The following is a 24,425-nucleotide window of genomic DNA, read 5'->3' on the forward strand; positions in this document are numbered from 1 at the left end:
TCCATTTTTTCTTAGGAGGATAAGCATGATATATATCGTTGAAGGGGACTTATTAGAAAGCGACTCAACTATTATTTGTCACCAAGCGAACTGTCAGAGTACAATGGGGCGCGGAATAGCAGAGGTTATAAAAGATAAATTTCCTGAAGCATATAGGGCAGATTTAAAGTTCAGAGTAGATGGAAAAATTGCAACGCCCGAACAAAGGCTAGGTAAGTTCTCATCTACCTTTTCAAAAGACGGTTCGAAGGTGATAGTTAATTTATACGGACAACTTAACTATGGTCGGGAAAGAGTATTATATACCAACTACAACGCTCTTTTAGAAGCTTTGGACAGTATGATGGGTAAAATACCTATTTTAGAAGAAAAAGGGTTTAATAAAGTGAAAATAGGGCTCCCTTATGGCATGGGTTGTGTAAGGGCTGGAGGGGATTGGAACAAGGTAATGGATATTTTAAAAGATCTTTCTGATAAGCATGATAGGGATCTTTATGTATACAAAAAATAAAAAACCGAGATTGCTCTCGGCTAAAGACCTAATAGGTCGGGGATTGGGTTTATAATCAATTCTCGGCATTAATCGAGAAAACTTTAGAAACTATTATAGGGCGCTATGCCCTTTTCGAATTTGACTTTTATAAAGAAAGTGGTAAAAATACAAAGCTTGGAAGGAGCTGATAGGTTTGAGTAATAAGATATATGATGTTGTTGTAGTAGGTGCAGGTCCGGCTGGTATGACAGCTGCTCTCTACGCTTCAAGAGCGAATCTCAACACTTTGATGATTGAGAAGGGGTTGCCTGGAGGACAGATGGCGAATACGGAGGACGTTGAAAACTTCCCAGGATTTGACCTTGTGACGGGACCTGAATTATCTCAAAAAATGTTTGATCACAGTCAAAAATTCGGTGCTCAGCATTTGATGGGAGAAGTGACAGAGGTAGAGGAAGAGGGTCCGTATAAAGTCGTTTCAACAAAAAATGGTGAAAGACATAAAACCAAAACAGTTATTATCGCTACAGGAGCTTCTTATAGAAATCTAGGAGTACCTGGTGAAAGGGAGTTTGGGGGCAGAGGTGTAAGTTATTGCGCAGTCTGTGATGGAGCATTTTTTAGAAACAAAGAAGTGATTGTGGTAGGAGGAGGAGATTCAGCAGTAGAGGAAGGTGTGTTTTTAACTCGATTCGCCAAAAAAGTTACTTTGGTTCATAGAAGAGACAAGCTAAAGGCTCAAAAAATACTTCAAGAAAGAGCTTTTAAAAACGATAAAATGGAATTCCTATGGAACAAGGAAGTGAAAGAGATTAAAGGGGATTCTAAAGTAGCTTCTGTTGTTATGGAAGATACTCAAAGTAAAGAGCTGTCCGAAATTAGTACCGATGGGGTGTTCATCTATATCGGTATGGATCCTCTAACAAAACCATTTATGAATTTATCTATAACGAATCAAAATGGATACTTATTATCGAACGGAGATATGGAAACAGGGTTAGAAGGTGTCTTTGTTGCTGGCGATTCACGCGAAAAGGAATTGAGGCAAATCGTAACAGCTACTGGGGATGGAAGTATTGCTGCACAGTCTGCACAGAGTTACATAGAAAGTTTTGATGAAACGTATAGTTAGTCAAGCTTAGGTAGGCGAAACGAATCAATTCCATTCCATACGGGATTATAAATAGGAAAAGCACCCATTGGGTGCTTTTTAAATAGCTTTTTTAATTTCTCTTCGTTGCACAACAAAATCTTCAAGTTCTTTTACAGTGTGAATTGCTTTCTTCTCAGACTCAAAGTCATAAAGGATTTCAAAGAATTCCTTATTACTAACGTCTTTTATTAAATGCTGTAAAACCTCTTCTTTGGTTTGGTGTTGATAGGTGAAATCTAGATTTGTAATTGTGGAGAGTTTCTGAAGTTTATTATTTTTTGCATCCACAATATACGCATAATGCCCTTTGTTATCGTTAGAAACATCTCCAACGTTTGCTTTTACCGCTAATAGATAATCTTGCTGCAATTCCATCGTTTCTTTGAAACAAGAATCTAATTTAACAAGGTAAGTGCCACAATCATGTACATACCACAGTAACCTTCCATGATACTCACTCATTGTGTAAAGATCGTGTACAAAGAAATCTGACCTGTAATTTCTTACATACTTGTCAACAATCTTCAGCATACGTTGTATTAACTTTGAATCTGAATGGATGATGTTATTTTTAATTTCATTAAGTACAGATTCTTTTTCATTGTCCTCTAGTTTGTAATATTTGTTCGGGTTAATTGTTCTCAACTAAACCACTCCTTGATTTTTCAACATAGTAACATGAAAATTCGGAAGTGGAACTAAATAATGAATTCTGTTAATGACGACGAGTGCATAAGTCGCACCCTTTCATTTTTAAATATCGGTTGCCCTAACAGAAAATGGACCATCCTTATTAAAAGAGGTTTTGGGAGTGACTCTCCAACTCTTTTGACTGCATATTCACACGAACTCTTGAAGTCAGATATAAAAGAGTCGTCGATGATCCACTCGAAGAATAATGAGATCATATCAAAATGGAGAAGGTCTTCTTCCTTTAGAGGGAAATCCGCTATCCATGAATGTTTTGGAGGTAAAGTGTCCACACTGCTTATGGGGGCATAATGATAAACTCGCATATCGTAAGATTCTAATTGTAGTTTTTCTAACCAATTTAATTTACCAATAGATTTTAACCACAAGTACGAAAGGTCTCTAACTGCGAAAAAGTGCTCGTTGGTTTCTTTCAAAATTCTCATTGGTGTATCAACATAATAGTGCTCATGGTGGATTTTTGCTCTTATATTCAATTTATCACCTTCTTATTTTTTTCTGGTGCCGTGGAGCGAAAAGAAATCTGTTATACCCCCGTGAAGAAATTCATATATTTAAGTAACAACTAAGAGGGCGGTGTACAGATGAAATTCGAGAACGTTCATATCGTGTCGCATACCATTGAAAATAGTTACGAAAGAATGGAGATTAGGTATACCAATGCTAAGGAACCTGAAATTTATGCCCATCAACAACTTACTCTAAGACGAAAATTAGGAGAAGTGGATTGGCATGTGCAGGGAGCATCAGTATATAATTTAAAAACCGAAATTTACGAAAGTATAAACAGTTTGTGGTCAAGACCACTTAAGAACTGGATTAGAGATGAAGTTATGGCGATTCTAGAACAAAAAGAAAGAAAAGTTATTTAACGGAACCTCATTAAGAGGTTTTTTTATATTCCCAAAGCATTTATGTTAAATTAATAAACTGAGGTGTCTTATTTGGAACATGAAGGTAACTTTGCAATAGGAATGTTTTGGGGACTTTTGTTTAGCGGAATTCTTTGGATCTCGCTATTTGGTTGGCTCAAACTAATAAACAATTTTCTATAAAAGGTAGTTAGATGATTATCTAACTACCTTTTTTGTTATTTCTGTTTTGTATCTTCATTAACAAATTCAAGGTGTATTTCTTGGTCTTCTTGATTTAGGTAGAGAACTCGAAATTTCACATGCTTTCCATCTAGGGGAAGAGAAACGATTGTTCTACCTTCAATGTGGAAGTAAAGTGGAGTTTCTATATTGTGAGAAATATCGCGCTTAGTGATTAATATTGTATTTGAATTTACATAGCCATTAAATATAAATTCTTTATTAGAAGGAGTATTGGTACTCTCGAACTTGGCAGGTATAGCCTCGAAAAGTACATCCCCTGTTCTAAAGGATGTTTGATAATAAGTAGGAATATTTACGCCTTGTGACTTGCCATCTTTTATATCTGAAACAACTTTGTATTCGCCTTTATTAGAAACGACGTCTCCGCTATTGTTATTTTCATGATTTGTCTTAGTATCTGTTGATTCATCGAGTGAAAGAGAGAAGCTAATGGTAATAGCTAAACCTATAATACACAGTGTCATATAAATTGTTTTCATGATTATCCCCCTTAATATGCTGACGCTAAAACACTATGTAATAGAAATTTTTTAACTCCTCTCAAAATCATTACAAAAAAAGAGTGCTGAGCACTCTTCATCACTATTAAATGGCTGTTCTCATTTTTTCACTAAATGTTAGTCCCCAAAATCCTCTACGAACTGGATAAAATTCATCTCCTCTTTGTAGAGTTTGGCGTACTTTAGCTTGCCAATTCTGGTTGTTTTTAGCTTTTTTAGTCCCTCCGATAATATGGTATAACTCATGGAGGTTTGCTTTGCCTCCGAGGTCTTCCATTGCAGATTGTACGATATCTCTCCAAGAAGGAAGTGTTGAATCTTTCAAACTTTGTTCAACCTTTCTTGTTACAGCTACAGGGATTGACCAAACATCGTTCTTTTTAAATACAAGTAGATGCTCATGATCGATTCGAATTAGCTTGTTATTCCCATATGATTTGTTTCCTGTACGAGTGTTGTGTTGGACCTTAACAATGTGCGATTCTACGTCCCCTACCCAGTTCATATCTTTAATAATAGAAAAATATTCTCCTTTTCTACGAACATCTCCGACTAAAATGGCATGCTTCCCACCGTTTCGAAGACTTGAATAGATCTTAGCATTAATGTGATCAAGTTTTTTCACGAATTCTTCATAAGAACCACAACGACTGAGATCATCAGGATGAGGTTCATTTCCCCAAGCGTTACCTGAATAAGTAATGATATCGTGGTAAGCAGGGTGCGAAAACACAAAATCACTACCCACTGGCATATCGTCTTTTAAAGCATTCCAACCTCCGTATTTAGGATTCAAATCTAAATGAAGGCTATTATCCATTCCAAGTGATTGAGCTACGTCAACTCCAGTACCTCCACCCGCAAAAACTTCAACAAATTTCTTTGGCTGATAGTGTTTAAGGAGTTCTAGGATTACATAACCGCTGCAATTACCTGGATAACGATTGTTTCCGTACTTACCTTAGTTTGGAAAATTCATAATACTACTGTTCATAATTGTTTCCTCCTTAGGAATGTATTGATTGTTTCAAAAATAGTACCACGGAAAAAAGAGAGGGTATAAAAAAACACAAAAAAATACAGGCTTATAGCCTGTATTAGAAGTTCATAAAGCCTTTGTAACGGCGTTTCACTTTATGTTGTTTGATGTGCTTTGCAATATCTAAAGCTACTCCTACTACGATAATTAATGTAGGTCCTCCGATCATTAGTTGCTGAGGCATTGATGTAATAGAAGTGATAATCAAAGGCAAAATCGATACACCCGTCAAGAATAGTGCGCCGACAAACGTTATATGTTTTAAAACATGAGTAATAAACTTTCTTGTCTTTTCGCCTGGTCGTACTCCTGGGATGTAACCAGAGTTCTTATGCATGTCATCAGCCATTTTCTTAGGATTCACTTGTACAAATGCATAGAAGAAAGCAAAAGCCATTATCAAGATGGAATAAATGGTCATTCCGATTGGTTGGGTGTAGTTTAGATTGTTGGAAATCCAAATCGCTATATTGTTATGAGGGAAAAACCGAGCTATTGTAACTGGAGACATCATAATAGCGACTGCAAAAATAACAGGGATTACCCCAGCAGTGTTAATCTTGATTGGAATGAAAGTCGCTTCCGCAGTAGAAAACGTATCGGCTGTGCTGCGTTTAGAGTAGTGAATAGGAATTCTTCTATAAGACTCCTGAATATAGATGATCACAAGAGTCATCAATAGTATGATGAGCACAATAATTATTAACTTTGCGATAGGATAAAATGTTCCATCATTTAAATTTTGGAACTCAAGTGAGTAGAATTGTTGTAATGCATTAGGGAAGCCGGCTAGGATTCCTGCAAAAATAATTACTGAGATTCCGTTACCTAACCCTTTATTCGTTATTAGTTCGCCCATTACTAGTAAGATACCAGTACCTAAAGTCAAGGTTATAGCTATTAATGCGTAAGTTCCTAGGGAAGGGTCAGGTATCAATCCAGGGAACATGTTGTTAAAGCCAAAAGAGAGGGCGATAGACTGAATCAAAGCGATTCCTAAAGCTGCAACTCTAGTAATATTCTTAATTTTCTCTTGTCCTTTTGCACCTTGTTCAGATAGTTCTTTCAAGGTAGGGGATAGGTTAAGTTGAAGAAGTTGGATTATGATAGATGCTGTTATGTAAGGCATTATTCCTACTGCAAATATTGAAAAGTTCTGGAGAGATCCTCCAGAAAATGTGTTCATAAAACCGAATAGGTCGTTATTGCCTAATGAAGATTGTAAAACGTGACTATTTACACCTGGTACAGGTATAAAGCTACCAACTCGATATAAAAACAATAAGCTTAAAGTAAAAATAATTTTCTTCTTTAGATTCCCAGACTGGTTTTGAGAAATCATTAAACATCATCCCTTCTAAAGCGTAAAAAGTCGCAATAGCGACCCATTAGAACCATTTCAAAATATAACGAATTGAGTTGGAGATAAGATAATCGCTAAAAGCAAAGAACAGTGTCATTAGCAATACAGTGACTCCTACTGTCAATGCATACGAAACTAGTTCTTGTTTTGTTGTCCATCTTACTTTTTTCAATTCATCACGAACATTCTGCAAAAATAGCATAGGTTTCTTAATCATGACATTCACCTCATTAGAAAATGGTGAGATAAGTTTAAAAATCCTCTATATATAAGTAAATTTGTAAACAATAATTTGACTTAGTTGCCTATATAACAAAACAGGTACGGATTGTGGAATGTGTATCCACAAAACCGTACCTGTTTATTTTAAATAGTTAAGGTAAGTTACTTAAATTCAATGTATTTAATTACGTCGCCGACTGTTGCCATTTTTTCTGCATCTTCGTCAGCGATTTCAGTATCGAATTCATCTTCAAGCTCCATAACAAGTTCAACTACGTCAAGCGAATCTGCACCAAGGTCATCCTTAAAAGAAGCTTCAGGTTTTACCTCTTCCTCAGAAACTCCCAATCTGTCTACGACTACTTTTTTAATAATATCAAGTGTATTTGACATTGCTAATTCCTCCTTTATTAATTTCCTTTGAAGTATAACCGCTCAAAATATGAAAAGGAAGGTTATACAGACACGTTTATTTATATATTAATTTTTTTAGCTTATTACCAAGTTTTATTAATGGTTTGTGATTCTCAGATAACATCCCTAATAATTCTGCAATCAGTTGAAATACAAGCAAGTAAAATATTAGAACAATTACAGAAACCCAAAACGCTAATTTCGTAAGAATAATGGCTAATAATGCAAAAATCATGCTAAATCCATAAATAATAAATACTGTCTGTTTCTGAGAGAATCCAATTTCAAGCAGCCTGTGGTGAAGGTGTTGTTTATCTGGTTGTGATATTGGCTCTCCTGCAAGTTTCCTTCTAATTATTGCATAGAGGGTATCAGAGATAGGGATTCCTAAAATTAATATAGGTACTAGGAATGATAGGACCGCCACTTGCTTGAGCTCTAACAGAGATAGTGTTGCAAGGCAAAAGCCTAAGAACAAAGAACCTGTATCGCCCATAAATATTTTGGCAGGGTGGAAGTTATATCTTAAGAAACCTAGTACGGATCCGAATAAAATTAATGCAAGGAGGGACACGATAGAATTCCCCATTAGTAAGGAAACTAGGAATAATGAAAATGACGCAATGCCACTGACTCCCGCTGCCAAACCGTCCATCCCATCGATTAAGTTAATTGCATTTGTAATACCAACAACCCAAAGGATGGTGATGGGGATACTAAGATAATGAAGTTCGAACTGCCCTTCATAAAATGGGATATGTATTGATTGAATCTGAATATCAAAACTTATTAATACTGCAGCTCCTAGGACCTGTCCAAATAACTTCAACAAAGGTGTGAGCTGAATAACATCATCAATAATACCCGTCAAAACAACGATCGTACTTCCAATTAATAACCCCATTACTATATTGCTTGTAATCGGGTCATATATGATTTCTACCAATAAGTAAGTTGTTATAAAGCTTACATATATGGCAAAACCCCCAAGACGAGGAGTGGGAATTGTATGTACTCTACGCTTGTTAGGATTATCAACTATTCCCGCTTTCAGAGCAATTAATTTAATCAAAGGTGTTAAGATAACACTTACTAAAATGGCTAAGGATAAACCAACTATGTATTCATTCATATTTCACCTAACCTAAAAGATATTTATCAAATTTCGATTTAAATAATGTTTTTCTATACCGGTCTGATAAAAGAAGAACTGAGAAATATATGCTGATAGTATTGATAAAGCTTGTTGCCAAAAAAATATAATAAGTCCTGTTTCTTAACATAAAAAAGCCCACTAAGAAGTGGACTAAATATCACTATTTTGAGTGGAACGAGTTCGATTTGCCCGTTCATTTTTAGATAGTAGGTATGTTATTGTTTTTTTCGAGGAATTGGTTAAGCATTTTAACGCTAATCTCATATTCCTTTTCCTTATAGATTACTTTAGCTGTATCTTCATTTTGTTTCCCAATGATTTTTATGCTATTCGAGGAGATTGTATAATCGCCTTCGTCATTAACCGTGTATGTAGCACTTTGTATTTCTTTATCAATAATCGGTTCAATCGTTTTCGTGTACAATTCGTTCGCTCCATTTAAAGTGTATTCGCTGGCGTCTTTGCCTATATTAAGCACCTCTTTTGGTGAGAAATTGAAAACGAATATTAACGTGGCAGCAACAATACCTAAAATAATTGCGATTCGGAATGCGACCTTAAGTAAAAAAGTGAAAACTATAAATCCAATTAGAAATAAGAGGATTGTGCCTATATTACTCGATAAAAATTCAGCCATAATATCCCTCCCTTATAATTTTTCTGAATTATAACCGAAATAGATAAACTGTTAATAAATTATGTGTATCTTTTTTTATGGTTTTTTCAGTTAAACCTCAAACAAAAACAAGGAAGAGAATATTATTCTCTTCCTTGTGCACCCTTATTGGTCTATTTGAACACCGTACCACTGCGGAGAAGACCATACATCATTATCTGTCCAATGTTGATAACGATACTCTTGTCTTTCATATGCTGATAGTTCAAAAGTGTGTTTACCAGAGTTTAGGAATGGTATCTTCGTATCAGTGATCTGATTGGTTCTATAATTTATGCTGTCACTAGTATAGTCTACTGGTCTGTCTTGCATATTTTCTTCGGTGTTAGGTAAGAAGAATGTAATTTCATCACAACCTTTTTTATGTTCTATATCTAAGTTTGCTTGGTCGTAACAACTATTTGGTATCGTATAACTAATTTGTCCAATAGCTACAGTTGATGGCACTTCCGTACCGTCTTCTTTGGTGTTTATCGACTTGATATCGAAACTAAATGATGCTGACGTAGGGAACATTCTTCCTCGGTAAGTATAATGTCCATCATCTACATAAGGACCTGGTAAATCTTTTAAATTGTGTGTCGGGCTAGAAGTCTTCTTAGGACTTGTAGGATAGAATAGATAAGAATTATGTTCACTTATAGAGTTGTTGTCTTCTAATAACGTTAAGCTCTGATCATCGTTGCCTAGATTGTCGACACTGTATTTAGGCATAGGAAGTGGGAAGAACCTGTATTTAGCAAAGAAGTACGTCCCCATTCCACCTTCAGCATATGTGGATGGGAATTTAGGGTACTTCCCGATACACATTTTATGAAGGTCGCTGGTTCCAGTGGCTATAACGTCGTATGTTGACGGAGCATCACGACATGTATCAAATGCAAGCAATGGCGGTTTTACAACAAAGAAGTCGTCGTCTTGATTATCTGCATACATGCTACTCCCATTAAAATCAACTTCGTCCATGTAGTAAGGCAAAGTAGTGTCTACTCTATATTTAATGAATCTCTGTGGATCCGTAATGCTACTACCAAGCTTGTTTTTTATATCCGTAGATACTTCCAACGTTTGATGACCGCTATAAGGGTCAACTGCATTTACATTAGAGAAGCTTAGAGGCTCATCATAGACCTTAACATCATCTGAAGTAGTCGAAGTCCACTTGGTATCGTAAACTTGGACTCTAGCTTGAGTAGGGTTGCCACTACCTAAACAAACTTCGTGACTTGCGCTAGTAGCAGGGCACGTTGAATTGATTCTTTTTATCATATTATTGTGAACATGTACTTCGATATTGTCTTTATCATGAGCTTTCACAAACACTTTAGCGTTAGGGTTATTAACTTGTACATTCCATTGGGAAGAGTTATTTGCCGTATTCGTTTCATCTATGGGATTTGTATTAGTTGGATTGATCTCAGCTTTAAATGGAACGTTTGAAGTTCTTTTATTCGTTTTATGGTACTTAAGTGGCTCTGTGTTTGATGTATTGCTACATGTTTTTTGTCCTGTTGTTAAGTTGATGATTTTCGAAGCGCTATATTCATCGATATCGAATGTTGTGCAATATTCGGTACCATTAAAACCGTAATGCAATTCTACATCTTCCTCTGTAGTCATTCCGTTATTTAAAATTCTAATAGAGATAGAGCTTATTGGTTTGTTGGTATGCTCTGGGGCGGTAGGGTTTATTGAGAAGTATGTAGGGTCAATCGCTAAATCTCGATCTAGCATAGGGTTTTTATGAGCTGGAATTGTATAGTTAGTATATCGATATACACCATCTGGAGCATGTGAGTACATCGTAAAGATACCTGGCGAATATTTGGTTGGGAATAAATAAGCACTCGCATAATTGTTTAGGTTGTTACCAGTAAGTGTTACACCCTCCTGCGAATTCGGAGCAAGTGTGAAGTAACCTCGTGGGTTGCTACTACCTGAAGCATTATGTTTTACATAAAACCTATCTACTGCTCTGTTTAATTCATCGATACGTGAAAATCCAGGGTATGTTGGCGATGCATAGCTTGGTGCTCTTGGTGGAGGAGTTTCGTATTCAGCTCGGCTACCTTTATATTGAGCCATTTGGCTGGCGTAAGTATCTGTACTTGTGTCCCATGGTCGGTATGTCCAATCGGCATCCCTTGTCCAAGTCTCATAATCATATGTATCAGGGAATCTCCAATTATTATATAAAATACCGTTTTCGGTGTAACCCGAATAAACAGGTTGTAGTTCACCGTTTGAATCGTATTTCCACTGCTGTTGCTTGTTACTTGTTGCATTAACATCGTATGGTGTACCATAAACGATTTCACAATAATTTAGAAACTGTTGTTTATTTGCTTTTAGCGTTTTTCCGCTAACGTTTATACTTGCAGGCATGCCCATTTTAGATAAATGAGACTGCCAATTGTTTTCTATCCTATAATAATCTGTTTCAGCTAAAGAAGGACTACATGATATTAGTCTGTCTAATGAATCTGTTGAGTTATCAGCCTTTGTTAAAAGTTGAGGAGATAAAAGGACGGTCATCACAGTGACAAAACCAAAATAAACAATTTTTCTCATCAATTAAATCACCTCCTTGATTTTTTTATATACAAGACAAGAAAACCTATCATTATTAAAAGTATAATTCCGAAATACAAAAAGTTATTAGAAATCTCATGTTTTCCATCATCAAATGTGTGGGGGTTAAAATTATCTACATAATCTTTAACTGATTTGAAACTAACCTCGTTAATTTCATCGAAGTTTGGAATACGATCAGAGAAGTTTCCAAATGTCTTTTCATCAAGAGCAAATTTTATGGGTTCCTCAATATTTTTATCGATATAAGAGTAAATTTCATTTTCATCTTCATTGAAGGATTTCTTTATTTCATCAGAGATACCAGGATTCGCATTGTAGGGTAGGATATAATCATTCATTAACTCGGAAAGTCTCTCGTTGAAATCGTGTTGGACATATGCCAGTGCAAGAACCTTCTTAGCTTCTAATAATGAGTTATCGCTTGAAGAAATTGTTTTGATACTCTTTTCTGGGACCGGTAAGAAGAGATAATATTGTTTCTCATCTTCATTAATATATGTTCGAGAAATACCTGCACCATCCCATACTTCATCGGTCAGTGTCCAAACGTCTTCTTCAGGATCTGCAGCATAAGAAAACTGGGGAACAATTAATATGGTAGAAATTAAAATAAGGAATATCTTTTTCATTTTTAATCACCTCGTCGATATACTAATAGAAAATACCGAAATATCAAGTTTTTTTTGGAACTTAACTACACGGTTTCTCTAGGTTTGAGAGGCTTGTTTGACTTAGGGAAAAGTAAACTAAATACGATCACAAAACAATAGAAAGAGATAGTGAATACTCGAAATTATATAGTGTAATGGTGAAAGGGAGAAAGTGTACGGTGCAAAGGTGAAAGTCTAAAGTCAATTGGAGGTTTTATTAGTAGGCTCTGGAATTCGTGTGCGGAACAAAAAAAGCCCTCTCTGGATATTATTTGAGAGGGCAAAAATGTTATGCTACCCGAGATTAGGGTACGTTAATTGTACCATAAGATTCGCAAAAAAAATAAGAACCCACAAAAGGAAATGGTCCTTTGTGGGTTCTTGTTGGTCTGTAAGCTAAATATTGATTTTAGTTAAAGCAAAGATGAAAGAATAGTTATATCTTCCTTTTGCAAAGCGAGTAAGGAGGACCTTAGTCCTGATGTCTGTTCTGTAGATGTTACGAATGTTTTATTAATGATATCTTCAAATTTCTTCTTATTATTATCGTGAATCAAGACCAAAATATTACCTCGATTTAAGATATATCCTGCATCCATAGCCCCTAAAGTTCCTTTCACAATGTCTGACCATTGTTCCAAATATGAAATGAGAGAACTGTCGTCAGCATTCTCCTTACCGAAGAACTCCCCAATCACTAAATATGAGGTATATTCTTTTCTTTGGGAACTAACTTTAATCATATCTTTCATACTATTCTCATCATAAAACAATGTACTCACTCCTTATACCTGATTCGTTAAGTTTCTTTTAGTGGTCTGCCTTAGGGAGGATTCAGTAAGATCCATGATAATCTCCGTAACGCCCAATTCTAATAGCAAATCCACTTGTTGTGTATCTACATCCTTACCAGGATGGACGACAACAGGAAGTCCAAAATTCTTTTTTATGTATTTCAACACTAACCACTCAGAGTCCTCAAATGTTTTCATCTCATACAAGATTAGCCTAGGTTTGTCATTACTAATTGCAGAAGAAATCCGGTGTGCCAAGGTTTCTCCAAATGAAAAATTATACTTATTTGTTAGAGCACCTGATGATACTAATTTAGTTTGAAATAGTTCTTTTGTTTGTTGGATAAAATGCGCCTCATTCGACATGCCCTCATTCTGGTATCTGACATTTAGAAGGCTGTAAGAAAATGCGCTACTTAAAAATTTTTGAGATAAAACAGTGAAAAAATTACTATTCGTAATGATTAATATGTGTTTCTCCATAATTATGGCTCCTTTACAAAAGAAAAAACGATTCATGAAAGAACCTCCTATAGGGAGGGATGGATTTGATAGAAACATTATTCAAATATTTAATGGAAACATATAACTCATTTACTGCATTTTTAGAACCTGTAATCGGTTGGTATGGAATTGTATTAATCTTTTCTTTAATTTATATAGTGGTCGAATACACAGTAGATAGATATAGAAAGTTCGAGAAGGTAAAGAGGGAAGCAATATTAAGTGATATGGAAGTGATTATTGAAAAGCACCAGAAAGAAGATGAAAAGATCGAGAATGATAACAAACCAACAGTAACAAGATTTATGAATTTCACTAAAACCTTCTCTAAATTAAATAGTGCGCAGCTTCAAGAGGTTAGGGAAAAAGGTTTAGCCTCTGTAAAAAAACATAAAGGGCGTCCTTGGGCTGGCTTATTAGCACTCTTTATAAAAATATTTATTTTTATCTCATTCTGGTGGTATCTGATGGATATTAATGCTGTGGAATTCGTTTTTTATATCCCATTAATTTCAGCTAGTCTATCATTTATCACATATATGACAAGAAAAACCGTCATGTTTCATCTTGTTCTTGCGGTATTTCTTTGTTGGATATACTCACATTTGTCTGGTGCAGCAAATGCATTTATTTTGCTGGTCATAATCTGGAGGTTTATCAAGAAGAAAAGCTCGAAATTTAAATTAAGGCTTATAAAACCGTGATATAATCCTAAAAAATTCAAGGAGAGATTCTAAATGGACTTTCAAACACCCTTTAAAATTGAATGGAGAGCACTGCAAAATATTAGGATTGCAAATTTCATTAATAATTTCCAATTGGCTGAAGTGACCATAGGTGATATATCTATGCAGAGTTGTTTATCGAAAATAGAAATAAATGATAACTCAAAAGTAGATTATGGATTCAAGTATACAGAAGGCATGCTTACTGAAGAAATAGTAGTACCGACAACCAATAAGCTCTCAAGCGAAAAAATGGTGATCTCAGTGAAAAGCGAAGTTGCTGTTTTGGAATTTGAAAAGTTTGCTCAAAGAACATTCTACGATTTAGGCATTGTAACTTGGGGTGAAATTCCAAAGCAAATGCAATCAAATAAGCTTACCGTTAGGCAGGAAATAGAACTAAGACTTTCTGAACAAGGGTTGATAGTAGATAACGTATTGATCAGTACCAGGAATAGAGAGTCACTTATACTAATTACAAATGAAAAAACCGGAGAATATTATGTAGGGGTTGATTGGGGCATTTCCAAAAGCGAAAAAGATATAAAGCATATTCGTTTTAAATATGAAGAAAAAAAGAAGTTGGTGGAAATGGTCAGTACACTAATAAGAAAAGATAATAAAGTATTAAAAGGGGCATAAAATGCCTCTTTTTTCACGCTCTCAAAAATATTAAACTTTTATATTAAAAAATAATATTTTGTATTACAATGAGAAAAAGAGAAAATTTAAGGAGAGTGTTATTATGTTAAATCGAGTTATTTTAGTTGGGCGTTTAACAAAAGACCCAGAATTGCGTTACACGCCAAATGGGGTAGCAGTTGCTAACTTCACTTTGGCGGTGAATAGACCATTTACAAATCAGCAAGGTGATCGCGAAGCAGACTTTATCAATATAGTTGTTTGGCGAAGACAGGCTGAAAATGCTGCAAACTTCTTGAAAAAAGGAAGTCTGGCAGGTGTAGATGGACGAGTTCAAACGCGTTCGTATGATAACAGCCAAGGGCAAAGAGTTTTTGTTACAGAAGTGATGGCAGAAAGTGTGCAGTTCCTTGAACCTAAAGGTTCAAAGAATGGTCAGGGTAACGGTAATGGTAATGGTAATGGTGGAGGAGCAAGCGGTTCATCTTACCAAGGAGGACAAAGGAACTCTGGCAAACCACAAGGTCAAAATAATGGTCAAAATCAAAATAACAAGAACCACTCAAACTTTGGAGATGACCCATTCGCATCTGATAATCAACCAATAGACATATCTGATGATGACCTTCCTTTCTAAAAGTAAAGCGTTAAAGAATTAACTAACTAAAGTAAATAAGTACAAACCACAATATCTATTGTGGTTTTTTTCTACAGAAGAGTTGAAGGGGGTTTTAAGTTGGAGAAATATCTAGTTGCGGGATTCACAGGACACAGACCAAAACTCCTATTTGGAACATACTCATGGGAGGATTCAGAAGTAAAGAAATGCTGCAAGGTATTGTCAAAGCGTATTGGAGAATTGATAAAGGATTATAAAGTTCGAACCTTTATATCGGGAGGAGCTCTAGGAATAGATCAATTAGCATATGTGCTAGTCCATCAGTACAAGATGAAGTACCCTGAGCTTGATATCAAGAACATTTTGGCGGTTCCTTTTAGTGACCAAGATAAGAAATGGAACCCTAAAGACAGGCAAAGGTATAAACATATAGTGAATACAGCTGATCAAGTTGTTTACACTGATACTCTAAGTGAATACAAATGTGTAAATGCTAAAGTAAGTGAAATTGGTAAGTACAAAAAAGAGAAGATGCAGAAGAGAAATGAATACATAGTAGATCATATTGATATTTTGTTAGGAGTATATAATGGAAGCAAAAGTGGCACCAAGAATTGTATCGATTATGCGAAAAAAGAGAAGAGGGAATTAATTATTTTAGATCCTTACAATAATTATGAAAGAAAGGGAGCAATCTAAAAAATTGGTGAAGTTTAATCACCAATTTTTTTAATACTTATGGTTTCTTGAATTGATTCAGGAGGAATTGTGGTACTTAACCAAACACCATTATTTGCATGAGTGAAGGTTACTCCAAATGTTATGGCTAACTTTGTATTGATTACTAAAACTATTGGATTCTTTCTTCTTGATGCGGCTTCACATGCAAAATCCCATTCTTCTGAAAGGTGAACACTTTGCCGATTCATAGGTTTAATCCCTTCTCGTTTTCCAATAATGGATTGAACCGATTTATCGTTAGAACCATGATACAGTGTTTGGGGTAATTCTTTATGTGAATCGGTTTGCTTAACAGGAAACGAATGACCGTAATTAGCTTTTATTAGTTCTCCTGTAATTGTATATCTACCTTTATCACATTTTTTTACTACTTCATATATATCTTCTACCTTAAGTCCGCTCCAATAGGTTTGGTTTTTCATCGATGAAACAAGTGAAGGGATTGAGGTATAGCCAAATTCATCTACAGAAACTCCAAATTTTGTGGGCTCGTGGCGGAGTATTCTAGTCATAAAGGTGCTAAGTTTACGTACATCTCTCTTACTATTTGTCATTGGGCGTAGCTGAAGCTCCTTGTTGTAAAAATTGAAGTTCTTGTTTGTATCCGTCATACTTTTCTTGATTGAATCGCTTCTCAATTGTTAATATATGTACCTCTTGGTTGGATAGAGTGCCAGATTGGATCTGTTCATCTAGTTCATCGATTCTTCCGTCTAAAGCAGTTAGAATGCTTTTAAGAGTTTCACTGCGCTCATACTCTAAAAGAGTTCTATCCGTCTCAAGGGGCTTTCTTTCAATTTGGTAGTCCTTTGAAGGTAGTGCAGAATACAATTTTTCTTCGGAGGCAACTGAGACACCGGTCAGACTAGATACGGTTATTCCTAACAAAAATACGGCTGTAATAAAAAGAAATTTATTAAACACAAATTGTTCCCCCAATTAAATAAAAACATATATTTAATTATAATTTTAGATCACCTATATGTATATTTCAATTAAAGATTTATTTTTTTCAAATCGACTTCTATGGTCTCTCCAGACTCCAAAGCTTTTTTCAATACTGAGAATAAATCTTGTCTTTCTTTAATTTTATCGATGGAAAGATTAATGCTCTCCAATTCTTTAATTAGAGGAGATCTTATTGGATTCTGCAAAGAGACTTTCTTATACCAGGGGGCTTTATTATAGAAAGACAATTCTTTTGTGTAAATTCCAGTTTTGACTCTTAACTCTTCATAATTATTTCTGAGGTCATCGTCAATTTCTACAAGAGAGTTCTCGATCAAAGATACATGCTTTAAATTTAAGAGTGTTTTCATGGAATAATCCCCATTTCGTAAATTTGGTTTATATAGTATAGACATTATTTTTTCTTAATTGAAGTTTCTGTGAAGTGCAAACAGGAATAATAGAAAATCTTAGTTATGCTGTTTAAGCTAGTATGCTAATGTATTGATTGTGATACACATTCTGAGTTGCAATTATATAAAAATAGGTTATAAATAATAGAAAAAGAGGGAGCGTTAGCTATGGGATTATGGAACATTGCTAAATACACTATGGAATATAAAAAGAATGAGAGGTTGGAAAAGAAAAAGGAAAGAGAAGAAAGATTAGAGTTTCAAAAATCCTTCGAAAATCAGAGTGAGCCTGAGAATAAAGAGTCTTCTGAGTTTGTAGAGGTAACTGAAAAGACCGAAGTATCAGATAAAGAAATAAAATTAAATAAGAAAGAAGCTGCAACTTCAACTGAAGAGGTTCGATCTCCCAAACAAACAGAAGTAGAAACTTCTTCAAAAAAAGACATCTTTCAAAGCAATATGAAAAGAAGGTCTTTCAAAGAAAAAATAAGAAACTATGTAAACAATTAGAGGCGCTAATTTGCGTCTTTTTTCTTTCTAAGGAATCTCTAATAATAATCGTAATAAACGTAAGAGGTGGAAACGTGGATCTAAAAACTAATAGCTTTATTGTATTCGTACACAGTGTAATCTATCTATATATCGCTACATATGCATTTATTTATCAAAACCCTTATGTATTTATGGGAGATTCATTCCCTTATTATTATCACTTTCCCATGTTAATTGTAGGTTTGTTACTTCTCCTGTGCTCGTTCTTCATATTATTTAAGTCTAGGTGGAGTATGTTCTTATTAGGAATAATATATGGGACCCTTACTATCGTGGAGATTGGGAAGTTTCTCTTCTTTATTCCAAAGACAGATGGTGGTTTTTTATTTATCATCGCAATTAAGTCTGTGTTTCTAATATTGCTATTTGGTGCAATTGCAAAAGAATCATTAAAATATGTGTTCATAAATGGTAATTTGGATGTTCGGGGAAACTCAGAAAAATTATGTAGAAGCAGAGCATGAAAAAAAACGAGGTGATAGACATCGCACTCGTTTTTTTAAATTATTTTCTCATATGTAGGTATTTCATGTGCTTCTTTACCATAATCTTGAGTCCAGTATAAAGCTCTTACACTGTGTATAGAATACAACACCTCTAATTCTTTTCTTTTGCCGTAATTTTCAGCGATAGTTCGCGCTTTTTGTATAGCATCAAACTGGTTTTTAGCGATAATTTCTTCTTCCCATAAATCATGAATTGAGGCGAAGCTCGCTTTGAATTTCATTATCACACCTCACTTAGTTCAAACTAAGTAAATTATAACAAAAACATATGTTTTTACAATATTTAGTTTTATTGTAGGTGTGAAGTTCTATTCTCAATTTGAGTCGTTCGAATGATGCCATCGAATTTATATGATAAAAAGCTCCTTAGGGAATCATCATTGTGAGCATAGTAAACCTTTCTCTGGTAGATTACAAAGGGAATCTCTTCATCATTATAATGTATACAACCTTCATTACCGTTGGTTATTATCTCGCACGAAATACCATCCAGTTCAATTTCAGTTCTTCTAATATTCGATTTCTTTCTATGTCCAAGCATTTAAGTCCTCCCCTAGTTGCAACTACAGATCACTTTTTAGTCATAACCGTTTTTCAATACCAGTCCCTTTATAAATGCCGAAGGATATCAACTTCAGTGATATCTCTCTCAATCTATTTCTGAATCCCGATGCAGTGATGAGTTCGATTTTCATTATATGTTTTCCAGGTGTCTTTCTTAATTTAGAACCTTCAAATGCGCTAAAGTAGATAAGATATATACTGAGAAAGAAAATTACTACCAATGTTAATGTAATAGGTTGGACAACGTAATCACCTGGTATCTCTTCAAATGGTGGGAATGATTTTGAGATTTGTATGTAAAATATGAAAGTCGTAAAAGTGAGTACATACATATCTAACACAAATGCAATGAATCTCCTCAAAAACATAAAATGCCTCCTTCGTATATTTCTTACTCACTATCAAATGTTGTTATTTACTGTTGAGGCTCAGGAGGGTACTTTGATAGTTGGTTTTCAAGATATTTAATTCTTTTCAGTAACTTCTCCTCTTGTTCGTACCTTTCGTTAATCTCACGAAGGTGTGGTTCTATCTCCGTTTTAGCTTGGAACCAGAATGAAGCATATCGAACATATCTCTTTCTGCACTTCTTAAAAAAGGGAAAGAAGTACATTTCAGTTTCCATAGCATAACGCTTTTTCTTTTCAACGCTCGCATCTTTTAGCGTCCCGAAATTATGGATTCTATCAGCGGTTTTAATAAGAGCTGCTCCCACGTTCTCATATATTAGGTCTAAGTAATTGGTCAATTCTTTCTTATTTTTTTTATAATCGACGTCTGGCTTTTTAGTTAGTAAGTCGACCATATGCGCTATGTTCTTGTTGAATTCTTTTTCAATCCAAGAAATGCTGTATTTTTCAACATCTTCTACAAGGTCATGCATTAATGCTGCCGCAATGATCTCTTCATCATTTATACCTTCATTAATGAGCTTTTGCGCAACGTCAATTAAATGGTAATAGTAATGAGTTCCGTTGTGTCTTGTATAACCTTTCTCTGCGCACATTTCATCTATGACTAAATCGAATGCCTTCAAACCATACCGACTATACCCCAATACAGATAGCGTGTGCTCTAGGTGTTTTGTTCTGCTACTTAACAATAAATCGGTCACTCCTTTTTTATTTAATAACAATCTTTTTAATGCGCTTTCCCGACCTAATAAAAAACCTTTTTGCTAAATAATACTTTTTTAACCCTCTTTCAATTTGCTCGACGGATTCGTCTGTTTGGTCAGTGAATATTATCGTCTTTTTCATATCAAACTTGTTAATTTCCGATCCTGAATAATAAACGGTTAGTGCCACCAATAATCTATAAATTGAGATATATGGATGACGAAATGTTGAGTAATGAACATTGAAAGTCTTCTGGCTGTACTCTGAGGAAAGGGTAATTAATAAAGTTAAGTTATAGTTCGAGTTAACATTCGGAGAGATTTTAAAGTCTAATAGTTTCGCTTTAACTCTCTTGGTCGTCAAGGACTTGTCATTCTTAAAGTCGTGTAAACCAGTATTAATTAATTCTTCAATGAATAGATTAAAGTTTCGGATCTTAACTTCTTCAAGTTCCATGTAAGAGTTTGATAGTAGTGAGTGTTGTTCGTTCAAATTAATCACCTAATTCCCCTCATAATTTTTAGCAGTATACGAATTGAGGAGTGAAAAGGGAAGGGCGGAGGAGTATAAAAAAACACCTCAAATTGAGAGGTGTTACTTATACCGTGATAAATTACCGGTTTTTTCGTCTTTGCAACTTGTGTATAACATATAGATTTGGCGCTCGTTATGGCGCATTAACTCTTTAAAATCCATTTGATAAATATCGCTAAGCTCTTTGCACATCTCTTCTTTTGTTTTCATTTTTCACCTCTACATCAATTGTTTAAAATAATTTGTTAATGCCCTGCAAAAAAAGAGAATAGAAAACTATTCTCCTTCTTTTTCAGAATCAGGCATGTCATTGTTAAGATCTTTGGAGACTGCATTAAAATCAAATTTTAACTCCTGTGTTTGCGCTAGCCTATTAAGAGATTTTATATAAGCTGTCTGTTGTTTGCTAATTGAATTTAGGTATCTATCTAGGGAGTCTACCTTGAAGTCGGCGCCAGGTTTAGACATGTTGTAAAGGCTCAGCGAGTCACTCTGCAAATCTTCTAACTTAACAATTAATGAAGAGTGGGTGTCAGTTAGTTCCTGATTAATCTCGAATGCTTTCTTTTCAGCTGCCCTTACCATCTCAGTGGAGCTGTTTAAAAACTCCTTTGCTTTCGAATGGACGTCAGATTGACCAAGGGTTCCTAAATTGGTTTTCTGGTGTAGAGTTGTCCAATCGTCATTTATTTTTATAGCCTGTTCAAGAATAGGTTTATACCACTTAGCGTAATCTAGTATGATTTTATATTCGCTATACTTCTTTTGTGCTTTTTCATGAGTGGATTTTAGCAAAGGATCTTCATCAGAAATTTTGAGTGCTCTTTCATACGATTTGACTGCTAATTCGTAATCCCAGTTTTTCATACCTTTTGCTCCTTTATCTAGAAGGTAAGCATAATAGGTATTATTTGTTGAATCGATCTTTTGAAGTGGTAAAGGTTCTCCAGGCTTTAATTCCTTAGCCTGTTGGAAGCTATCCAAAGCCTTTTCATAGTCCTCGTTTAACACTGCTTGCTCACCGCTATCTATCGCTTTTTCATATTCATTCTTTTCGCACCCGACCAAGATTAAAGAAAGTGAGAAGCCGATTATAAATATTTTTTTCATCTATATCACCTCTTTATAAGTAATTGCTAACCTTATAAAGCAAAAATAAAGATAATACAACAAAACTACTATTTTTATTTTTGATAAATCGAATACAAAGAACCCATGGCATCAATTGAAGAATTGGCGACATGGGTTTCTAACTTTACTTTCATAGGTTCAAGGTAGTTTCATTAGTTGTTCGCATCGTTTTCATCTGAGTGTTTTTTCTTCTCTTCTAGCGTAAGAACTATACCTTCTAATGAATTAATCTCCTTTAATGCTTCATCTAACATCCCAGCCTTAATTAAGTATTCTACCGCTGTCAGATTCTCATTAATCTTAGCTGCCTCTTCAGAGAAAATATCATTTTTCATTTTATCCTGCAAAGTTGAGATTTTATGTGTTACTTCTGTCTGTTTTTCGTAGTGTTCATTGGCAACTTCTGAAAATTCATCAATTAATGTCTTTAGGTTCTCTTGTTTGCGCGATACAACTAACAAATCAAATGGCTTTTGTAGTTCTGCTTGTTGTAACTCAGAGAATTCTAGTTGGATTGATTCCAACAGTTCCCTAAGACGGTCATTATTTTCTAGCAGATTATGGTGTTTTCCAATCGTCTGCTCAAAATCTTTTGAGATAGTTTTAGATTCATTTCTGCGCTCTTCTAATTTAGAGTTCAGAGTATGAGAAAGATTTAATGCTTCATCTAAATCACTCTGAACTGACTCCAATTGCTCTTGTATGCTAGTGATGATCTCATTAACTTGGACAAAGTTTAATTCTTTACTTTGCTTTTGTTGTTTCAATTTGTGGAATTGGTATTTGAGTTTTGCTAATTTCTCTTTAGATTCTTCAAATAACTCGATTACGTATTCCCAATGAATTGAACTAAAAGAATCGTGCAGCTCTTGTAAGTTACTTTGGAAGAGTTCATCGATGTTCTGGTGGTTATTAATCTGGTATTCAACTTTGAAGATTAGCTCCTCGTTATTTGAATCCATTGTTTTTATCTGAGCAGCTTCCTCTGAGATATTGCCAATCATATCGCCGATTTTCTGCAATAGCTCTTGAGAAGCCTCAAGAGAGCCACTAGAAAGGTGCTTATAAACATTTGTAATTGTTTCCTCTATCTCAGAAAACTTGTTATAGATCCCTAAGTCTCTAGGGTCCACTTCGTACCCTTTAAACAATTGTTCTAAGCCTTTTTTATGAGTGTCCAATAATGAAGGGAGGTTTGTAGCAACCACCAATTGTTCTTCTACACTAACAAGAGTGTAATCTAAGTCTTCAAGAGAATTTAATACGACGGAATAAGCTTCACCTTTATTTGCTGCGTCTTCCTCGTTGGATACGATTCCTTTATAATGCTCATAGATTTCGGTTAAACGCTGACCGTAGACATCTTCATTAAAAGTATGTAAACCATGCTCCTCTTTGAGAGAAGCGACTGAAGAGAGGAGAGTTCCTACTTTATTGAGACTTTTTTCAATATTGGTCAATAGCTCTTCATTATTACTCTGAACACCTTCTATATCGCGAACTAAATTATCGACGGAAGGTATGTCTAGTTTGCAATTTTTAATTTTCTTGCGGTATTCCGAAAATAGAATGGATACGGATTCGTAGTTAGAAATCGGGAGCTTGATATTACTTAATTCGACTTCAGTAAGACGACTTTCCTCAAGTAATTCGTCCATTTGAGCTAGAGAAGACTCAATATGTTTCTCAAAACCTTCCGTGTCTCTATTTTTAAGTGTTTCTATAGAGTTAAGTAGGTTGGAAATGTTGCTTTGGTTAGAGTTAAGGAGATTACGTTTTTCTTGGTTAAATGACTTACTTTTGATATTACGAAATATAATCATTGTGATAAAAAATATCCCCAAACATAGGGATAGAAACATAGCTGCGCTTGTAAATAAATCTCCTATATTGCCAACTGAGATACCCAAGTTAATGTTCTTAGCATTGTTAAGGAAGTTTTCTGTACTGCTTAGAAGAATATTCAATGGTTTTCATCCTCTCTACATAAATAGTAGAGACAGTATACATATTTCAAATGTCGTTTGGAATATCGAGCGCTTGCAAAATAAAAAGACCGTTAGGTCTTTTTTTAAACGCGTTTCCATTTGTTTATTTATACCCTAGTGGGAGTATGTATGAATAGATCAGTTGTTCTAACAACTTAGTATCTTCAAATTTCAAGGATATTTTAAAGGTGTTATCTTCGATGTTGTCCTTGAAAGGGTATCTCTTATCTTTAAGAAAATTTATTAACCCTTCATAGAGGAGAGGGTCTGCCTGTTTCCTCAGACTGATATCAACTTCCAACTTAACACTCCCAGCCCCATTATAGACAAAGATAATCTCTGAAATATTCCGGTAGATCCTTACCTGAATATCACCATCATTTATATTGTTTTTGACCGCTTTCCAATCACCGGATTTTACATTATCAATATCTTCGCTGAAATCTACTAAGAAGTGGCTGAGTTCTCTAGCGAAATGAATTAATTGGCTCTCATCCATGATTCTCCCTCCTGTCGCAATTGAAAAAAGAATACCACTTAATGAAAAAAGTTTGAA

31 protein-coding genes are annotated in these 24,425 nt (G+C 34.9%); 8 read left to right on the forward strand and 23 right to left on the reverse strand.

The window, feature by feature from the left end; genetic code table 11:
• Positions 1–25: 25 nt before the first annotated feature.
• Positions 26–511 (forward strand): macro domain-containing protein, encoded by a 486-nt coding sequence (locus ACXAEY_RS24720; RefSeq protein WP_474816139.1) that lies wholly within the window; start codon positions 26–28, stop codon positions 509–511.
• Between the two features lie 175 nt (positions 512–686).
• Complete coding sequence (gene trxB, locus ACXAEY_RS24725; RefSeq protein WP_474816142.1) at positions 687–1,625, forward strand: thioredoxin-disulfide reductase; 939 nt, start codon at positions 687–689, stop codon at positions 1,623–1,625.
• Between the two features lie 78 nt (positions 1,626–1,703).
• Here the strand turns inward: trxB and ACXAEY_RS24730 are convergent, their stop codons facing one another.
• Positions 1,704–2,291 carry a hypothetical protein gene (locus tag ACXAEY_RS24730; RefSeq protein WP_474816144.1) on the reverse strand — a complete coding sequence of 196 codons (588 nt, stop codon included), beginning with the start codon at positions 2,289–2,291 and terminating at the stop codon, positions 1,704–1,706.
• Positions 2,292–2,941: 650 nt separating this feature from the next.
• Between ACXAEY_RS24730 and ACXAEY_RS24735 the strand changes: the two genes are divergently transcribed.
• Positions 2,942–3,229, forward strand: coding sequence for a hypothetical protein (locus tag ACXAEY_RS24735; protein WP_474816146.1), 288 nt, complete (start codon positions 2,942–2,944; stop codon positions 3,227–3,229).
• A gap of 218 nt (positions 3,230–3,447) precedes the next feature.
• On the opposite strand, the gene ACXAEY_RS24740 is transcribed toward ACXAEY_RS24735, so the two are convergent.
• The 11 genes from ACXAEY_RS24740 to ACXAEY_RS24790 all read right to left on the reverse strand — a co-directional run bounded on the left by ACXAEY_RS24740 (position 3,448) and on the right by ACXAEY_RS24790 (position 13,403).
• On the reverse strand, positions 3,448–3,954 hold the full coding sequence (locus tag ACXAEY_RS24740) for a hypothetical protein (RefSeq protein ID WP_474816148.1): 507 nt from the start codon (positions 3,952–3,954) through the stop codon (positions 3,448–3,450).
• A gap of 106 nt (positions 3,955–4,060) precedes the next feature.
• The gene (locus ACXAEY_RS24745) at positions 4,061–4,729 is read right to left on the reverse strand and encodes a DNA methylase N-4/N-6 (protein WP_474816535.1); all 669 of its coding nucleotides are present in this window, start codon (positions 4,727–4,729) and stop codon (positions 4,061–4,063) included.
• Positions 4,730–5,072: 343 nt separating this feature from the next.
• A complete protein-coding gene (secY, locus tag ACXAEY_RS24750) occupies positions 5,073–6,356 on the reverse strand; it encodes a preprotein translocase subunit SecY (RefSeq protein WP_474816149.1) in 1,284 nt (427 codons plus the stop codon).
• 46 nt (positions 6,357–6,402) lie between these two features.
• Complete coding sequence (gene secE, locus ACXAEY_RS24755; RefSeq protein WP_474816151.1) at positions 6,403–6,594, reverse strand: preprotein translocase subunit SecE; 192 nt, start codon at positions 6,592–6,594, stop codon at positions 6,403–6,405.
• 167 nt (positions 6,595–6,761) lie between these two features.
• A complete protein-coding gene (gene acpP / locus ACXAEY_RS24760) occupies positions 6,762–6,992 on the reverse strand; it encodes an acyl carrier protein (RefSeq protein WP_474816152.1) in 231 nt (76 codons plus the stop codon).
• Positions 6,993–7,068: 76 nt separating this feature from the next.
• Positions 7,069–8,145, reverse strand: coding sequence for a glycosyltransferase family 4 protein (locus ACXAEY_RS24765; protein WP_474816154.1), 1,077 nt, complete (start codon positions 8,143–8,145; stop codon positions 7,069–7,071).
• 223 nt (positions 8,146–8,368) lie between these two features.
• Complete coding sequence (locus ACXAEY_RS24770; protein WP_474816156.1) at positions 8,369–8,806, reverse strand: hypothetical protein; 438 nt, start codon at positions 8,804–8,806, stop codon at positions 8,369–8,371.
• A 144-nt stretch (positions 8,807–8,950) separates the two neighbouring features.
• Positions 8,951–11,416 carry an Athe_2463 domain-containing protein gene (locus tag ACXAEY_RS24775; protein WP_474816157.1) on the reverse strand — a complete coding sequence of 822 codons (2,466 nt, stop codon included), beginning with the start codon at positions 11,414–11,416 and terminating at the stop codon, positions 8,951–8,953.
• Between the two features lie 8 nt (positions 11,417–11,424).
• Positions 11,425–12,069 carry a hypothetical protein gene (locus ACXAEY_RS24780; protein ID WP_474816159.1) on the reverse strand — a complete coding sequence of 215 codons (645 nt, stop codon included), beginning with the start codon at positions 12,067–12,069 and terminating at the stop codon, positions 11,425–11,427.
• Positions 12,070–12,503: 434 nt separating this feature from the next.
• On the reverse strand, positions 12,504–12,863 hold the full coding sequence (locus ACXAEY_RS24785; protein WP_474816160.1) for a hypothetical protein: 360 nt from the start codon (positions 12,861–12,863) through the stop codon (positions 12,504–12,506).
• A gap of 12 nt (positions 12,864–12,875) precedes the next feature.
• Positions 12,876–13,403 carry a hypothetical protein gene (locus ACXAEY_RS24790; protein ID WP_474816162.1) on the reverse strand — a complete coding sequence of 176 codons (528 nt, stop codon included), beginning with the start codon at positions 13,401–13,403 and terminating at the stop codon, positions 12,876–12,878.
• A gap of 29 nt (positions 13,404–13,432) precedes the next feature.
• Between ACXAEY_RS24790 and ACXAEY_RS24795 the strand changes: the two genes are divergently transcribed.
• From ACXAEY_RS24795 to ACXAEY_RS24810, 4 genes are all read left to right on the forward strand, one after another.
• Positions 13,433–14,092 (forward strand): hypothetical protein, encoded by a 660-nt coding sequence (locus ACXAEY_RS24795; RefSeq protein WP_474816164.1) that lies wholly within the window; start codon positions 13,433–13,435, stop codon positions 14,090–14,092.
• A gap of 33 nt (positions 14,093–14,125) precedes the next feature.
• Positions 14,126–14,755, forward strand: coding sequence for a hypothetical protein (locus ACXAEY_RS24800; protein WP_474816165.1), 630 nt, complete (start codon positions 14,126–14,128; stop codon positions 14,753–14,755).
• A gap of 103 nt (positions 14,756–14,858) precedes the next feature.
• Positions 14,859–15,392 carry a single-stranded DNA-binding protein gene (gene ssb, locus ACXAEY_RS24805; RefSeq protein ID WP_474816167.1) on the forward strand — a complete coding sequence of 178 codons (534 nt, stop codon included), beginning with the start codon at positions 14,859–14,861 and terminating at the stop codon, positions 15,390–15,392.
• Positions 15,393–15,491: 99 nt separating this feature from the next.
• Positions 15,492–16,073: an SLOG family protein gene (locus ACXAEY_RS24810; RefSeq protein WP_474816169.1), complete on the forward strand. Its 582-nt coding sequence runs from the start codon at positions 15,492–15,494 to the stop codon at positions 16,071–16,073.
• A 14-nt stretch (positions 16,074–16,087) separates the two neighbouring features.
• On the opposite strand, the gene ACXAEY_RS24815 is transcribed toward ACXAEY_RS24810, so the two are convergent.
• The 3 genes from ACXAEY_RS24815 to ACXAEY_RS24825 form a co-directional block, all read right to left on the reverse strand.
• Positions 16,088–16,669, reverse strand: a complete 582-nt coding sequence (locus ACXAEY_RS24815) for an RNA 2'-phosphotransferase (RefSeq protein ID WP_474816171.1) — start codon at positions 16,667–16,669, stop codon at positions 16,088–16,090.
• Positions 16,659–17,039, reverse strand: coding sequence for a hypothetical protein (locus ACXAEY_RS24820; RefSeq protein ID WP_474816172.1), 381 nt, complete (start codon positions 17,037–17,039; stop codon positions 16,659–16,661). The genes ACXAEY_RS24815 and ACXAEY_RS24820 overlap by 11 nt, the downstream gene beginning before the upstream one ends.
• A 71-nt stretch (positions 17,040–17,110) precedes the next feature.
• Entirely contained in the window at positions 17,111–17,434 is a 324-nt protein-coding gene (locus tag ACXAEY_RS24825; protein ID WP_474816174.1) for a hypothetical protein, read from the reverse strand.
• 210 nt (positions 17,435–17,644) lie between these two features.
• On the opposite strand from ACXAEY_RS24825, the gene ACXAEY_RS24830 reads away from it, so the two are divergent.
• Positions 17,645–17,986, forward strand: a complete 342-nt coding sequence (locus ACXAEY_RS24830) for a hypothetical protein (protein ID WP_474816176.1) — start codon at positions 17,645–17,647, stop codon at positions 17,984–17,986.
• Positions 17,987–18,527: 541 nt separating this feature from the next.
• Here the strand turns inward: ACXAEY_RS24830 and ACXAEY_RS24835 are convergent.
• The 8 genes from ACXAEY_RS24835 to ACXAEY_RS24870 all read right to left on the reverse strand — a co-directional run bounded on the left by ACXAEY_RS24835 (position 18,528) and on the right by ACXAEY_RS24870 (position 24,368).
• Positions 18,528–18,755 (reverse strand): hypothetical protein, encoded by a 228-nt coding sequence (locus ACXAEY_RS24835; RefSeq protein WP_474816178.1) that lies wholly within the window; start codon positions 18,753–18,755, stop codon positions 18,528–18,530.
• Positions 18,756–19,115: 360 nt separating this feature from the next.
• The gene (locus tag ACXAEY_RS24840; RefSeq protein WP_474816180.1) at positions 19,116–19,466 is read right to left on the reverse strand and encodes an RDD family protein; all 351 of its coding nucleotides are present in this window, start codon (positions 19,464–19,466) and stop codon (positions 19,116–19,118) included.
• A 47-nt stretch (positions 19,467–19,513) separates the two neighbouring features.
• Positions 19,514–20,200 (reverse strand): HD domain-containing protein, encoded by a 687-nt coding sequence (locus tag ACXAEY_RS24845; protein ID WP_474816182.1) that lies wholly within the window; start codon positions 20,198–20,200, stop codon positions 19,514–19,516.
• 19 nt (positions 20,201–20,219) lie between these two features.
• Positions 20,220–20,708 (reverse strand): hypothetical protein, encoded by a 489-nt coding sequence (locus ACXAEY_RS24850; protein WP_474816183.1) that lies wholly within the window; start codon positions 20,706–20,708, stop codon positions 20,220–20,222.
• A 102-nt stretch (positions 20,709–20,810) separates the two neighbouring features.
• The gene (locus ACXAEY_RS24855) at positions 20,811–20,960 is read right to left on the reverse strand and encodes a hypothetical protein (protein ID WP_474816184.1); all 150 of its coding nucleotides are present in this window, start codon (positions 20,958–20,960) and stop codon (positions 20,811–20,813) included.
• 66 nt (positions 20,961–21,026) lie between these two features.
• Positions 21,027–21,860 (reverse strand): hypothetical protein, encoded by an 834-nt coding sequence (locus ACXAEY_RS24860; RefSeq protein WP_474816186.1) that lies wholly within the window; start codon positions 21,858–21,860, stop codon positions 21,027–21,029.
• A gap of 173 nt (positions 21,861–22,033) precedes the next feature.
• Complete coding sequence (locus tag ACXAEY_RS24865) at positions 22,034–23,848, reverse strand: hypothetical protein (protein ID WP_474816188.1); 1,815 nt, start codon at positions 23,846–23,848, stop codon at positions 22,034–22,036.
• 124 nt (positions 23,849–23,972) lie between these two features.
• Positions 23,973–24,368, reverse strand: a complete 396-nt coding sequence (locus tag ACXAEY_RS24870; protein ID WP_474816190.1) for a hypothetical protein — start codon at positions 24,366–24,368, stop codon at positions 23,973–23,975.
• Positions 24,369–24,425: the final 57 nt, after the last annotated feature.

The organism is Anaerobacillus sp. ABA4_114 (assembly GCF_056159065.1).

What these genes read in the sequence shown, in the direction of transcription:
- ACXAEY_RS24745 (WP_474816535.1), bottom strand. Translation starts at nt 4,729, where the DNA reads ATGCCAGTGGGTAGTGATTTTGTGTTTTCGCACCCTGCTTACCACGAT.
- ACXAEY_RS24735 (WP_474816146.1), top strand. Translation starts at nt 2,942, where the DNA reads ATGAAATTCGAGAACGTTCATATCGTGTCGCATACCATTGAAAATAGT.
- ACXAEY_RS24815 (WP_474816171.1), bottom strand. Translation starts at nt 16,669, where the DNA reads ATGACAAATAGTAAGAGAGATGTACGTAAACTTAGCACCTTTATGACT.
- ACXAEY_RS24835 (WP_474816178.1), bottom strand. Translation starts at nt 18,755, where the DNA reads ATGAAATTCAAAGCGAGCTTCGCCTCAATTCATGATTTATGGGAAGAA.
- secE (WP_474816151.1), bottom strand. Translation starts at nt 6,594, where the DNA reads ATGATTAAGAAACCTATGCTATTTTTGCAGAATGTTCGTGATGAATTG.
- ACXAEY_RS24825 (WP_474816174.1), bottom strand. Translation starts at nt 17,434, where the DNA reads ATGAAAACACTCTTAAATTTAAAGCATGTATCTTTGATCGAGAACTCT.
- ssb (WP_474816167.1), top strand. Translation starts at nt 14,859, where the DNA reads ATGTTAAATCGAGTTATTTTAGTTGGGCGTTTAACAAAAGACCCAGAA.
- ACXAEY_RS24830 (WP_474816176.1), top strand. Translation starts at nt 17,645, where the DNA reads ATGGGATTATGGAACATTGCTAAATACACTATGGAATATAAAAAGAAT.
- ACXAEY_RS24855 (WP_474816184.1), bottom strand. Translation starts at nt 20,960, where the DNA reads ATGAAAACAAAAGAAGAGATGTGCAAAGAGCTTAGCGATATTTATCAA.
- ACXAEY_RS24870 (WP_474816190.1), bottom strand. Translation starts at nt 24,368, where the DNA reads ATGGATGAGAGCCAATTAATTCATTTCGCTAGAGAACTCAGCCACTTC.
- ACXAEY_RS24800 (WP_474816165.1), top strand. Translation starts at nt 14,126, where the DNA reads ATGGACTTTCAAACACCCTTTAAAATTGAATGGAGAGCACTGCAAAAT.
- ACXAEY_RS24775 (WP_474816157.1), bottom strand. Translation starts at nt 11,416, where the DNA reads ATGAGAAAAATTGTTTATTTTGGTTTTGTCACTGTGATGACCGTCCTT.
- ACXAEY_RS24780 (WP_474816159.1), bottom strand. Translation starts at nt 12,069, where the DNA reads ATGAAAAAGATATTCCTTATTTTAATTTCTACCATATTAATTGTTCCC.
- ACXAEY_RS24840 (WP_474816180.1), bottom strand. Translation starts at nt 19,466, where the DNA reads ATGTTTTTGAGGAGATTCATTGCATTTGTGTTAGATATGTATGTACTC.
- secY (WP_474816149.1), bottom strand. Translation starts at nt 6,356, where the DNA reads ATGATTTCTCAAAACCAGTCTGGGAATCTAAAGAAGAAAATTATTTTT.
- ACXAEY_RS24790 (WP_474816162.1), bottom strand. Translation starts at nt 13,403, where the DNA reads ATGAATCGTTTTTTCTTTTGTAAAGGAGCCATAATTATGGAGAAACAC.
- ACXAEY_RS24860 (WP_474816186.1), bottom strand. Translation starts at nt 21,860, where the DNA reads ATGAAAAAAATATTTATAATCGGCTTCTCACTTTCTTTAATCTTGGTC.
- acpP (WP_474816152.1), bottom strand. Translation starts at nt 6,992, where the DNA reads ATGTCAAATACACTTGATATTATTAAAAAAGTAGTCGTAGACAGATTG.
- ACXAEY_RS24740 (WP_474816148.1), bottom strand. Translation starts at nt 3,954, where the DNA reads ATGAAAACAATTTATATGACACTGTGTATTATAGGTTTAGCTATTACC.
- ACXAEY_RS24720 (WP_474816139.1), top strand. Translation starts at nt 26, where the DNA reads ATGATATATATCGTTGAAGGGGACTTATTAGAAAGCGACTCAACTATT.
- ACXAEY_RS24765 (WP_474816154.1), bottom strand. Translation starts at nt 8,145, where the DNA reads ATGAATGAATACATAGTTGGTTTATCCTTAGCCATTTTAGTAAGTGTT.
- ACXAEY_RS24770 (WP_474816156.1), bottom strand. Translation starts at nt 8,806, where the DNA reads ATGGCTGAATTTTTATCGAGTAATATAGGCACAATCCTCTTATTTCTA.